The sequence below is a fragment of the Streptomyces sp. NPDC001604 genome, assembly GCF_042893475.1.
Classification (GTDB): domain Bacteria; phylum Actinomycetota; class Actinomycetes; order Streptomycetales; family Streptomycetaceae; genus Streptomyces.
Window position 1 is genome coordinate 1 of sequence record NZ_JBIAUY010000041.1, and the last position, 12700, is coordinate 12700.

The following is a 12700-nucleotide window of genomic DNA, read 5'->3' on the forward strand; positions in this document are numbered from 1 at the left end:
CCAGACCCGACACCAACTCATCCACATCCGCGCCCACCACCACCGCGCGCTCCTCCAACACCGCACGCGAACAACCCAACGACCACCCCACATCAGCGATCCCCAGCTCCGGCCGGGCGCTCACCCACTCCCTGAGCCGCCCCGCCTGCCCCGCCAACCCCGCAGGCGAACGACCCGACAACGGCCACGCCACCACCGGCAGCCCAACAGCCGTACTCACCCCGGGCTCCGGCAACTCCGGCGCCTGCTCCAACAGCACATGCGCGTTCGTCCCGCTGATGCCGAAGGACGAGACCCCCGCCCGGCGCGGCCGGCCCGTCTCCGGCCAGTCGATCGCCTCCTGAAGCAGGCGGACGTTCCCGGCGGACCAGTCCACGTGCGGTGTCGGCTCGTCGGCGTGCAAGGTACGGGGCAGTCGTCCGTTCCGCATCGCCAGGACCATCTTGATCACGCCCACGACGCCCGCGGCCCAGTTCGTGTGCCCGATGTTCGACTTCACCGAGCCGAGCCACAGCGGCCGGTCCTCGGGCCGGTCCTTCCCGTAGGCCTCGATCAGCGCACCCGCCTCGATCGGGTCGCCGAGCGGGGTGCCGGTGCCGTGCGCCTCCACCGCGTCCACGTCGCTCGGGGACAGGCCGGCCTTGGCCAGCGCGGCGCGGATCACCTTCTGCTGCGCCACGCCGTTCGGCGCGGTCATCCCGTTGCTCGCGCCGTCCTGGTTCATCGCGCTGCCGCGCACCACCGCGAGCACCGGGTGTCCGTTGCGCCGGGCGTCCGAGAGCCGCTCGACCAGCAGCATGCCGGCGCCTTCGGCCATGGCGAATCCGTTCGCCCCTGCCGAGAACGCCTTCGAGCGGCCGTCGGGGCTGACGCCGCGCTGCCGGCTGAAGTAGACCGCCCAGGCGAGGTCGCCGAAGATCCACACGCCGCCGGCCAGAGCGAGCGAGCACTCCCCCGCCTGGAGGGCCTGCACCGCCAGGTGCAGGGAGACCAGCGACGAGGAGCACGCCGTGTCGACCGAGACGGCCGGGCCCTCGAGCCCGAGGGTGTACGCCACCCGGCCCGAGGCGACGCTGTTGGCGATGCCGGTCTGGAGGTGCCCCTCGTAGGCGTGGGGCAGAGCGCTGCCGTAGCCGGAATGGGTGGCGCCTACGAACACCCCTGTGTCCGAGCCGCGCAGCCCGGTCGGGTCGAGGCCCGCCCGTTCGAGGGTCTCCCACGCGAGTTCCAGCAGCACTTGCTGCTGCGGGTCCATGGCGGTGGCCTCGCGGGGCGAGATGCCGAAGAACGCGGCGTCGAAGTCGCCCGCGTCGTGGATGAAGCCGCCCCGCGAGCAGTAGTGGGTGCCGGGGTGCTCGGGGTCGGGGTCGTAGAGCTGCGCCAGGTCCCAGCCTCGGTTGGTGGGGAGTTGCGTGGTGGCGTCGGTTCCGTCCTTGAGCAGGTCCCAGAAGGCCTCGGGTCCGGTGACACCGCCGGGCACCCGGCAGGCCATTGCGACGATCGCGATCGGGTCGTCGTCCGCGCCCCTGGTCCGGCGTGGGGCGGGGAGGTCGGTCTCGGGCTCCTCGCCGAGAAGCTGGGCCTTGACCGACCGGACCAGCGTCTCGGGGGTCGGGCAGTCGTAGACCAGGCTGACCGGCAGGGCGAGCCCGGTGGCAGCGACGAGCCGGTTGCGCAGGTCCACGGCGGTCAGCGAATCGAAGCCGATCTCCTTGAACGTGTTCCGGGGATCGATCTCGTCGCCGGAGGCGTGACCGAGAGACGCGGCCACGTGCGCCTGGACGAGGTCCGTCAGCAGCGCGGTGGATTCGGTCCCCGACAGACCGGCAAGTCGCTCGCGCAGCACTGCGGAGCCGGCCGGCGTCCTGGTGCGGGTCGACGGGGCCGCGACGACCTGTCCGGTGGCGTTGAGCAGCGTGCCGGTGCCGTCGAGCCAGTAGCGGGTGCGCTGGAACGCGTACGTGGGCAGTTCGACCACGGGGGTGGCGCGCAGCACCGTCGGCCAGGAGATCTCGACGCCACCGCAGTGGGCCTCGGCGAAGGACCGCAGGACCCGCAGCGGACCGCCCTCGCCGCGCCGCAGTGTGCCGGTCACGATCGGGGCGGCGGGGGCGGGCTCGTCCTCGGGGCGGGAGCGCGCGAGGTCCTCGAAGATCTCGCCGACCATGCCCACCAGCAGCGGGTGTGGCGAAGCCTCGACGAAGACCTGGCAGCCGGCGTCGGCGAGCACCCGGATCGCGGCGTCGAACTCGACCGTCTCCCGCTCACTGGCGTACCAGTACTCCGCGTCGAGTTCGGGGCCGGTCAGGATCTGCCCGCTCATCGACGAGACCATCGGTATCCGGCCGGTGCGTGGGGTGATCCCGGCCAGCCGCTCCGTCAGCTCGCTCCGGATGCGCTCGATCTGCGGGCTGTGCGAGGCGTAGTCGATGGCGACGGTCCGGGTGCGCAGTCCCTCGTCGGCGCACGCCTCGGCGAACGTTCGGAGCGCGGCGAGGTCGCCGGAGACGACCGTGGCGTTCGGGCCGTTGACGACGGCGACGCTGAGCGCGCTGCCGTGCCGGCCGAGCAGGTCCCGCACCAGCGCGGCGGGGGCGGCGACGGAGAGCATCCCGCCGGCACCGGCCACCGCACCGAGTGCGCGGCTGCGCAGCGCGACCGTGCGGGCGGCGTCGGACAGCGAGAGGATTCCCGCCACGGCGGCCGCGGCGATCTCGCCCTGGCTGTGTCCGACGACGAAGTCGGGGACCACCCCCGCGCTCTCCCAGACCGCGGCCAGGCTGACCATGACGGCCCACAGCGCGGGCTGGACCACGGCGGCCGACTCCAGCTCGGGCGCGCCCGGGGCTCCGGCGAGCACCTCGTCGAGCGACCAGTCGACATACGGGTCCAATGCCGCGGCGCACTCGGCCAGTCGCGCGGCGAAGACCGGTGACGCGGCGGCCAGTTCGCGGCCCATGCCGAGCCACTGACCGCCTTGGCCGGGAAAGACGAAGGCGGTCTTGCCCCGGCCGGCCGGACCCGCCGACGCGGTGACCAGACCGGCCGCCGGGCTGCCCTCGGCCAGTGCGGCAAGTCCGGCCAGCAACTCGTCCCGGCCGGTGCCGGTGATGGCGGCACGGTGCTCGAACGTCGACCGGGTGGTCGCCAGGGACCAGGCGACGGCGGCCGGGTCGAGTCCGGGGTGCCGGTCGAGGTGTGCGGCGAGCCGATCCGCCTGCTCGGCCAGGCCGGCGGCGGTGCGGCCGGAGAGCAGCCACGCGGTCGGTTCATCGGCCGGCGCCGCGGCCCGGTCGCCGTCGTCCGGCCCGGTCGTCTCGGGAACCTGTTCGAGGATGGCGTGCACGTTGGTGCCGCTGATGCCGAAGGAGGAGACTCCGGCGCGCCGCGGCCGGTCCAGATCCGGCCAGGGCCGGGCCTCGGTCAGTGGGTGTACCGCGGCGCCGGTCCAGTCGACTTCGGCGGTGGGCCGGTCGATGTGCAGCGTCCTGGGCATGACGCCGTGGCGCAGGGCCATGACGGTCTTGATGACTCCGGCCACGCCGGCCGCGGCCTGGGTGTGGCCGATGTTCGACTTGACCGAGCCGATGTGCAGCGGGTGCCCGGCCGGTCGGGTGCCGCCGTATCCGGCGATCAGTGCCCGGGCCTCGGCCCGGTCGCCGAGCGGGGTGCCGGTGCCGTGCGCCTCCACCACGTCGATCTCGCCGGGTTCGAGCCCCGCGTCGGCCAGTGCCGCGTGGATCACGGCCTGCTGGGCCCGCTCGTCGGGCGCGGTCAGGCCGTTGCTGGCGCCGTCCGAGTTGGCCGCCGTACCGCGGATGAGGGCGAGGATCCGATGGCCGTTGCGCTCGGCGTCCGACAGGCGCTCGATCAGCAGCACGCCGACGCCCTCGGACCAGACGGTGCCGTCGGCGTCCGCGGAGAAGGCCTTGCAACGGCCGTCCGGGGCCAGGCCCTTGAGACGGCTGAAGGCGATGAAGTTGCCGGGAGTCGACATCACCGAGGCGCCGCCGACCACGGCCATCGAACACTCGTCCCGGCGCAGTGCCTGCGCCGCCAGATGCAGGGCGACCAGCGAGCTCGACGCCGAGGTGTCGACCGTGACCGCCGGGCCGCGCAGGCCCAACGTGTACGCGATGCGCCCGGAGGCGACGCTGCTCGACGTACCGGTGAGCAGGTAGCCCTCGATGCCGTCGGGCGCGTCGGACAGCCGCGGGCCGTACTCCCGTGCCTCCGCGCCGATGAACACGCCGGTGCGGCTGCCCTGCAAACCGGCCGGGTCGATGCCGGCGCGCTCCAGCGCCTCCCAGGAGACCTCCAGCAGCAGGCGCTGCTGCGGGTCCATGGAGACGGCCTCGCGCGGGGAGATGCTGAAGAACGCGGCGTCGAAATCCGCAGCGTCGTCGAGGAACCCGCCGCGGTTCACATAGCTGCGGCCGGGCGCGTCCGGGTCCGGGTCGTGAAGCGCTGCGACGTCCCAGCCGCGGTCCTCCGGAAAGGGTGAGATCACGTCGCGCTCGTCGGTGACGATCCGCCACAGGTCCTCGGGGGACCCGACCCCGCCGGGGTAGCGGCACGCCATGCCGACGACGGCCAGCGGCTCGGCGGCCGGCCGCGCTTCGGGCCTGGCGGCCTCGCTCAACGGCTCCGACACGGCCGCGTTCTCGGACTCGCTCATCTGGCGCTCCCCTGGATTTCCCTGCACACGAATCTGGGCTCAGTGCACGGCACGACAATCGGCACACGCCACCGACCGGCGCGCGTGTGCGAGAGCGCAGCAGAGCACAATGCTGAGTTGGTTCACGGGTACGTACGACCGGCCCTGCGTCCGCGCAGCCGGGTCACCGAAGTGCCTCGGCGGCGCGGCGCCGGTCGTCAGACGGCGCCGAGCTCGGGCGCGGTCACGGTCATGGTCGTGGGGTCCTCGCGGCGTTCGGCGGCCAGGTGCAGCACCTGGATGCCGTCGGCCCCGGTCTCGGCCTGGCCCGCCAGGCACGCGCAGGGCTCCTCGGTGAACCCGGCGAACCGGTAGGCGATGTCCATCATCCGGTTGCGATTGGTACGGCGGAAGTCCGCCGCCAGGTGCACGCCGTTGCGCGCCGCCTGGCCCACCAGCCAGTTGAGCAGCACGGCCCCGGCACCGAAGGTCACCACCCGGCAGGAGGTGGCCAGCAGCTTGAGCCGCCAGACCGCCTCCCCGTATTCGAGCAGGATCACGCCGACCGCGCCGTGCGGACCGAAGCGGTCGGTCAGGCTGACCGTCAGCACCTCGTGCTGTGGGTCCGTCAGCAGACCGCGCAGGGTCTCGTCGGAGTAGTGCACCCCGGTGGCGTTCATCTGGCTGGTGCGCAGGGTGAGTTCCTCCACCCGGGACAGGTCCTCGCCGTCCGCCCGCTTGACGGTCATGACCAGGTCGAGCGAGCGCAGGAACTCCTCGTCGGGACCGTTGAACGACTCCTTCTCGGCGTCGCGGCGGAAGCCGGCCTGGTACATCTCCCGGCGCCGTCGGGCGTCCTCGGTCACCACCGCCGGGCTGAACTCCGGCAGTTCCAGCAGTTCGGTCAGCTGCTCGGCGGTGTAGCAGCGCACCTCGGGTGCGCGGAACTGGACCTCGGCGCGCTCGGCGGGCTGGTCGTCGATGAAGGCGACGGCCCCGAGCGCGAAGTTCAGCTGCTTGGCGATCTCGACCACCGAGTCGGACTTGCGGCCCCAGTTGATCTGGGGATGCAGGAAGTATTCGGTCAGGCCGAGCTTTTCCAGCCGCTCCCAGGCCAGATCGTGGTCGTTCTTGCTGGATATCGACTGCAGGATCCCGCGGGAGTCGAGCGCCGCGATCACATCGCGGGTCTGCTCGAACAGTTCGACCTCGGGGTCTTCCAGCAGCGTGCCTTGCCAAAGGGTGTTGTCCAGGTCCCAGACCAGGCACTTCACCAGAGTCGGCTTGTCGGACACAGGATCCTCCTGCGGCTTGCGTGGGTTTTGCCCTGCGGTGACGGTTACCGGGTCAGGGACAGCGCGTGCTCGGCCAGGATGAGCTGGCAGATCTCGTTGCTGCCCTCGATGATCTCCATCAGCTTCGCGTCCCGGTAGGCGCGGGCGACCACGTGGCCGTCCTGCGAGCCGGCCGAGGCGAGTACCTGCACTGCCGTCGCGGCACTGCGCGCGGCATGGCCGGCGCTGACATGCTTCGCCAGCACGGCGGCCACGGCCTGGTCCGGGGAGCCGGCCGTCCAGGCGCGGGCGGCGTGCTCGCAGACCTGTGTCGAAACCTGTTCGGCGACCAGCAGATCGGCCAGGTGACGGGAGATCAGCTGCCGGTCGGAGAGCGGCACCCCACCCTGGGTACGGGTCGCGGCGTGCCGGGTCGCGGCGTCGAGACAGGCTCGGATGATCCCCACGCAGCCCCATGCGACCGACATCCGACCGTACGACAGGGCGGTGGTGAACAGCATGCCCAGCGCCTGGCCGCCGCCGCCGAGCAGGTGCGAGGCGGGCACCCGCACCGCGTCGAGGCGCACATTCGTGTGACCGGCGGCCCGGCAGCCGAGCGGGTTGGCGACCAGCTCCAGGTGGACCCCGGGTGTGTCGACCGGGACGACGACGGCCGCGCCGAGACCGTGCTCGTCCAGTCCGAAGACGACCAGCATGTCGGCGTACCGGGCGCCGGTGGTCCACTTCTTCTCTCCGGTCACCACGACCGAATCGCCCTCGCAGAGGACGCTGGTCCGCATGGCCGAGAGGTCGCTGCCCGCTCCGGGCTCGCTGAACGCGACCGCGGCCAGATGCCCGCCGGTCAGCTCGCCGAGGAAGCGGGAACGCTGACTCTTGTCGCCGAAGCGCCGGATCGTCGCGGCTGCGATCCCCTGCGAGGTCATGATGCTGCGCAGGGAACTGCAGTGACTGCCCACGTGCGCGGTCAACGCCCCGTTGGCGCCGCAGCTGAGGCCCAGGCCCCCGAAGGAGGCGGGTACCTCCGCGCACAGGATGCCTGCCGCGCCCAGCTTGGCGAGGAGTTCACGCGGCAGTTCACCCGCCACGTCCCAGGCCTCGGGTTGGTCGCCGACCAGCCCGTCGACCAGGGCGAACTGCTCCGACAGCGTGTCAGGCACCCTGGGTCACGCCCTCTTGCTCACGCAGCCTGAGCACCAGCTCCGTCATCCGCTGCACGGTGCGGAAGTTGTCGAGCTTCAGTTCGGGCCCGACGATCGCGATGTCGTAGGTCTCCTCGAGGTGAACCACCAGTTGCATGGCGAACATCGAGGTGACCAGACCGGAGCCGAACAGGTCCTGGTCCGGGGCCACCGACGTCTTGATGTGGCCGTCCAGGAAGGCCAGCAGCGCTTTCTCGATGTCTGGCGCGCCGATCGCTCCGGCCTCGGGGTTTTGCTCAACGGTCATCAGACACCCTCCGTAGTCGTGAAAGCCCTGGCCTGATGTGCGGCTTCGGGCGCGTGCTCCACCTTCACCCCGTGGAGCACCGGACCGCGCGTACGGCGACACTCCGCACAGCAGGGCACCGTTGCCGAGCCGCGAGCGCAGGGAACAGTGCCGACGAGCCGGGAGCCGGTCGCCGCGGGGGCCCTGCTGGGAGACGCCTGCCGACGGACGGTGCGCCGTCGGCTGAGGAAACATGGTGATCGTAGGACGGTCGGCCTCTGACCTGAAGCCGACAGGTTGAGCACCCGCCCGGGCCGGGTCCGACCACGCGTCAACGCCGGACGCGCCCGGTGGGCAGGAGCCGGCGGGTGCCTTCTTCGAGGGCTGTGGCTCGGTCCGGGCGCGGACGGCGGCGTGGAGGTCACGTTGCCGGTCGGGGAACTCCCCGGCGGCCTTCAGGAAAGATCCACTCGTCAGTGGCGCTCAACGGCGGTGACGAGGCAGTTGAACACGGTCGGCCGGCGCTGGGGGAAGCCCAACTCGCAGCGTGCCGTGGTGTCGTGAAGGGAGACGATCGCCGAGGACAGGCCGTCCCCGGCGGAGGCGTTCCAGCCCGCTTGCGATGTGCCCCTCACTCCGCCAGAAATGTGCGGCGGGCCCACACAAAGACTTTCAGTTCACGATCGTCGATGAGAGTCGTCTCGGAACTGGCCTCGAAGTGCTCATAGCAATTGCCGCACAGCACCTTCACCCTGTCCACCTCGAGATTCGGCAGGTAGTGCAAACGTTCCTCGTCGGGGAGCAGCGTGCGCGAGCCGCCACGGAGAAACGCGTTGGGGGCGCTCTTTTCGTCCATGAGTATCCTCACCCTCTGGAATGTACGTTTCCAGCACTTGCTGCGAACATTGCGGTGCCGGCTTTCGCTCGGGCTCTCACAGCGGAATGTTGCCGTGCGCTCCGCGTCGGCAGGCCGCGGCGGCGAAGACCTCCGCCACCGCCGCCCGGGTCCGCGACGGGTCGATGATTTCGTCAATCACCCCGATTGCGAGCCCGCGCTCGACACCGCCGGCAAGTCGTTTCTGTTCGTCGATGAGTCGTACGCGAAGCGCTTCGCGTTCCGCCTCCGGTGCGGCGGCGAGCGCCTTTCTGTGCAGGATGCCCACGGCTGACTCGGCACCCATCACGGCGACTTCGGCATCGGGCCATGCGAAGACCTTGGTGGCGCCCAGGGAACGCGAGTTCATGGCGATGTAGGCGCCCCCGTAGGACTTGCGAGTGACGACGGAGACACGCGGGACCACCGCTTCTGCGAAGGCGTACAGCAGTTTTGCCCCACGCCTGACGACGCCGCCCCACTCCTGAGCGACGCCCGGAAGATATCCGGGCACATCGATCAGGGAAAGCAGCGGCACCCCCATGGAGTCGCACAGCCGCACGAATCGTGCGGCTTTCTCCGCGCTCTGTGAATCCAGACAACCGCCCTTGCGTAAGGGGTTGTTCGCCACGACGCCCACCGTCTGGCCGGCCAGTCGGCCGAGACCGGTCACCATGTTGGGCGACCACGCCGCCTGGAACTCCTCGAAGGAACCGCTGTCGCCGCGGGGATGTGCGGGGTCGGCGTCGAGCAGCGCGGTCACCAACGGGTGCACGTCGTAGGCCCGCCGAGGCGAGGCGGGCAACAGCGCCCGGAGGTCCCTGGCCGGGCCCACTGCGTCAGGGTCCGCCTTCCCGGGGACGGCGAGCAGTGCGGTGATGCGCCGGGCACGTGCGTAGGCGTCCTGCTCGGACTCGGCCACGACATGGGCCACTCCGGATTTCCGGAAATGTGCTTCCGGCCCGCCCAGCCCTTCCATGTCGATCTGTTCACCGGTCACGCTGCGCACCACGTTCGGGCCGGTCACGAAGACACGGCCGGCCGGCGCCATGATCACCACGTCTGTGAGCGCGGGTCCGTACGCGGCTCCACCGGCGGCCGCGCCGAGGACCACGGAGATCTGAGGGATCCGGCCGGAGGCACGGACCGTCGCCGCGAAGATCCGCCCGATTCCGTCCATCGCCTGTATCCCGTCGGCAAGTTTGGCGCCGCCGGAGTGCCACAAGCCGATGACCGGGCGATTCTCCTGAAGAGCGAAGTCGATGGCATCCGCGATGCGGCAACACTCGTCGAACCCGACGGCTCCGCCCATCACCCGCGCGTCCGTACAGAACGCGACGACCTCCACGCCATGAACCCGGCCGAGCGCCACCGCCGTACTGATCACGTCGCTGTCGTGCACGACGCTGACGGTTCCCTCGTCCAACAGTCTCGCCAGTCGGATCAGAGGATCGCGGGGGTTCTCCTCGGCGAGGGTCTCGCGACTGTTCGGCTGTCCCCAGGCGCCCGCAGGCCCTGGTGGGGCAGACGTGGGCAGCTCCGTCATGGCAATCCCCTTCTCGTGGGGTGACTGGCTCATTCACGAGATCGGTGAACCTGCCGAGCCTCAGCCCGGACGGTCAGGACATCACCGATGGCTCCACAGGTCATTGAAAAGGGAAAGGCCGGGCGCCAGGTTCACTGGTCCTCTGACTCGGAAATGAGAAGGTCGTTCACATGGAGGAGAAACTCTTCCCCACCGTGGACCGGCGCCGTGAATCCGTATCCGGGTATCCCGTCGAACCGGTCACTTGACCAACACTCGTCCCCAACTCTCCATAGCCGGGCGCCTCGTCCAACATCTCGAATGGGATCGTAACAACGCACCACCGAGGCCAAGGACACAGTTGAACACCTCGACCACCCTCATGTTTCTGGAACCGGAGGACAAGGGACAGCGCCACCGGGATTTCATGCGGGCTTCCTTCGGGAGGTGTTTCACGCCCAGGAAATCGCGGGCACCGCGCGTGGGGAGCGATCACGTCCGAGGTGTCCGACCAGGTGCTCGCGCTCGCCGAGCGGTGGCAGATCTGCGGGCGTCTTAGCGGACGCGCAGCGCGCCGGGGCAGCCAACGTCGACTCGCTTCCCTCGAAGGGTGTCGACCGCTCCGCGCACCTCGCGGATCTTGCCGGTCTCCAGCAGGACTGGGAGGAGAACCTCCCCGGCCGCCGCGACTGCGACCGCTTTTCCCTGCACCTCCCGGCGCCCGCTCGGCGCGCGGTGCTCCGTGCTGCCGCGCGACGCGATCATCGTGGCCGGCTCGGGAAACACCCGGGGAGCGGTGAAGCAGGCCTTTCGCCGGTCACCCGAACAGGCGCCGTTGGATCTCCCGCCGGTAGTCCTCCAGCGTTCTGTCGAGGTGGACCGCCGTGGCCTCGGCCGCCTCGTCGGGGCGGCCGTCGCGGATGGCCCGGTAGATCGCCTCGTGCTCCTCGACCGCGAGCCGGGTGCCCGAGCTGAAGGCGTCGTGGATACCGATGGCGCTGGACTGCCGCTGCAGACGCCGGGCGTCACGCACGGCACTGACCAAGAACGTATTGTGCGAGGCAGCCGCGACGGCCCCGTGGAAGTCCTCGTCCGCCTGGTTGAAGACCTCCACCTGATCGTGCTCGAACCCATGGCGGCACTGCTGCATGGCGATCTCGATGGTGCGCAGTTCGGCCGGCGTGGCACGGGTGGCCGCCAGACTGCTCGCGGACATCTCCTGGACCCTGCGGAACTCGAACAGCATCAGGACGTGGTCGAGGTCGACGGGTCGGAAGAACCCTCCCCATCGGCTGGTGATGAGCATGCCCTCGTCGTCCGCGACGAACAGCCCTCGCCCCTTGTGGGCCCGCACCCGGCCCAGCGCGGAGAGGATCTTCACGGCCTCCCGCACCACCGCCCTGCTGGTGTTCAGCGTCTGGGCCAGGTCGTTCTCGGTGGGGAGCCGGTCGCCCGCCTCCAGGCGCGCTTCGGCGATGAACTCGAGGATCTGCTCCGCCACGATCTCATAACCGGGGCGGTATTCGCGCTGTTCGCCCGCACCGTTCGCCGCCGGTGGCGCGGCAGGAGCGGCCTGCTCCGGCAAGGCCGCTTCGGTCGCGGGCGTGTCGTTCATCGGTTCTGCCTCCAAGGTGACCGCCGAGACAGCGGCTGAGCGCTGCGAAACGGCATCCTACCTCAGATCAATATGAGTCGTACTCATTCTGCCACACGGCACCGGGCCGCACCTCGCGCAGCATCCGGCAAAAACCGCCTACCGGCAGTGGGCCTTCTCCGATCACCCCGCACAAGCCGTCGATTGGCACAGGAGAAGCTCGACATACCAATGACCTGAACCCGATAAGGCGACTTATTTTTGCGTGGCGAACCTGTTCGAGAAGACCTCGACTAGGAGATCTTTCGGAGAGGTTGGCCCGAGCGTAGATGTTCCCTCAGCCACTGCTCGGTGTTGCTCACGTGCAGCAGGGCGGCGGCCTGGCTGAGGGCGGCGTCGCGGGTGGCCAGGGCGTTGAAGATCGCCTCGTGCTCGGCGAGGGTGCGGCCCGCGGCCTTGTCGTCGACCAGACCGCGCCAGATGCGGGCGCGCAGGGTGCGGCCGGAGATCCCTTCCAGAAGGGTGAGGAGGGTTTCGTTGCCCGTGGCCGAGACGACGGCGCGGTGGAAGGCTGCGTCGTGGGCGTTGAGCTGCTCGACGTCGTCGCGGGCCTCCCGCATCGCGTCCAAGTGCCGCTTGACCTCGGCCAGTTGGTCGTCGGAGATCCGGGTGGCGGCAAGGGCCGTGGCGAGCGGTTCGAGGAGCCGCCGTACCTCCATGAGGTCCTGCAGGGCGACCGAGTCGCCCTGCAGCAGTTCCACCGCGCCGCCGAGCCCCTCCAGGAGCAGGCTCGGCTGCAGGCTGGTCACATACGTGCCGTCCCCGCGCCGGACCTCCAGGACGCGGGCGACGGCCAGTGCCTTGACCGCTTCGCGGGCGAGGTTGCGGGACAGCCCCAGCTGGGCGGCCAGGTCCGGCTCCGGTGGGAGCTTCGAGCCCGGCGGCAGCGCGCCGGTGCGGATCAGTTCCCGGATCTGCTCGATGGCCTTGTCCGTCAGAGACATCGCACATCCCTCCCGCCATCGCGCCCCGCGAGCACGTCCGACCTGATCAGCCCCTGAGTGCGGAGTTCGTCCCAGAGGGCGTCCGGGACGCGCTGATCATGGAGTTGCACGTTTCGTCCGACCTGTTCCGCGGTCCGCATGCCGAGGGTGACGTTGATGATACTGGGATGGGTGTGGGGGAAGGCGATGGCGGCGGCGGGCAGGGTGGTGCCGTGCGCCTCGCAGACGTCGGCGATCGCCTGGGCGCGGGCGACCAGAGCGGGTGGGGCGTCCTGGTAGTCGTATTTCATGCCCTCGGCGGGGCGGTTCTGGGAGAGCAGGCCGGA

At 70.4% G+C, this 12700-nt stretch carries 8 protein-coding genes and 2 pseudogenes; all 10 read right to left on the bottom strand.

Annotated features, from left to right (window positions below):
- Positions 1 to 4678, bottom strand: a pseudogene (locus tag ACFY1E_RS47755) (beta-ketoacyl synthase N-terminal-like domain-containing protein); the annotation flags it as partial.
- Between the two features lie 197 nt (positions 4679 to 4875).
- Positions 4876 to 5952: an HAD-IIIC family phosphatase gene (locus ACFY1E_RS47760; RefSeq protein WP_389088877.1), complete on the bottom strand. Its 1077-nt coding sequence runs from the start codon at positions 5950 to 5952 to the stop codon at positions 4876 to 4878.
- Between the two features lie 44 nt (positions 5953 to 5996).
- On the bottom strand, positions 5997 to 7109 hold the full coding sequence (locus ACFY1E_RS47765; RefSeq protein ID WP_389088879.1) for an acyl-CoA dehydrogenase family protein: 1113 nt from the start codon (positions 7107 to 7109) through the stop codon (positions 5997 to 5999).
- The gene (locus tag ACFY1E_RS47770) at positions 7102 to 7398 is read right to left on the bottom strand and encodes an acyl carrier protein (protein ID WP_389088882.1); all 297 of its coding nucleotides are present in this window, start codon (positions 7396 to 7398) and stop codon (positions 7102 to 7104) included. The genes ACFY1E_RS47765 and ACFY1E_RS47770 overlap by 8 nt, the downstream gene beginning before the upstream one ends.
- Positions 7399 to 7850: 452 nt before the next feature.
- On the bottom strand, positions 7851 to 8012 hold the full coding sequence (locus tag ACFY1E_RS47775) for a hypothetical protein (RefSeq protein ID WP_389088884.1): 162 nt from the start codon (positions 8010 to 8012) through the stop codon (positions 7851 to 7853).
- Positions 8009 to 8233, bottom strand: coding sequence for a DUF5988 family protein (locus ACFY1E_RS47780; protein WP_389088887.1), 225 nt, complete (start codon positions 8231 to 8233; stop codon positions 8009 to 8011). Before ACFY1E_RS47780 ends, ACFY1E_RS47775 begins: the two co-directional genes overlap by 4 nt.
- Before the next feature lie 76 nt (positions 8234 to 8309).
- Positions 8310 to 9797, bottom strand: a complete 1488-nt coding sequence (locus ACFY1E_RS47785) for an acyl-CoA carboxylase subunit beta (RefSeq protein ID WP_389088889.1) — start codon at positions 9795 to 9797, stop codon at positions 8310 to 8312.
- Positions 9798 to 10593: 796 nt separating this feature from the next.
- Positions 10594 to 11391, bottom strand: coding sequence for a FadR/GntR family transcriptional regulator (locus ACFY1E_RS47790; protein WP_389088892.1), 798 nt, complete (start codon positions 11389 to 11391; stop codon positions 10594 to 10596).
- Positions 11392 to 11663: 272 nt separating this feature from the next.
- Complete coding sequence (locus tag ACFY1E_RS47795) at positions 11664 to 12374, bottom strand: FadR/GntR family transcriptional regulator (protein ID WP_389088895.1); 711 nt, start codon at positions 12372 to 12374, stop codon at positions 11664 to 11666.
- Positions 12365 to 12700 (bottom strand): annotated as a pseudogene (locus ACFY1E_RS47800) (aldo/keto reductase); the annotation flags it as partial. The pseudogene ACFY1E_RS47800 and the gene ACFY1E_RS47795, both read right to left, overlap by 10 nt.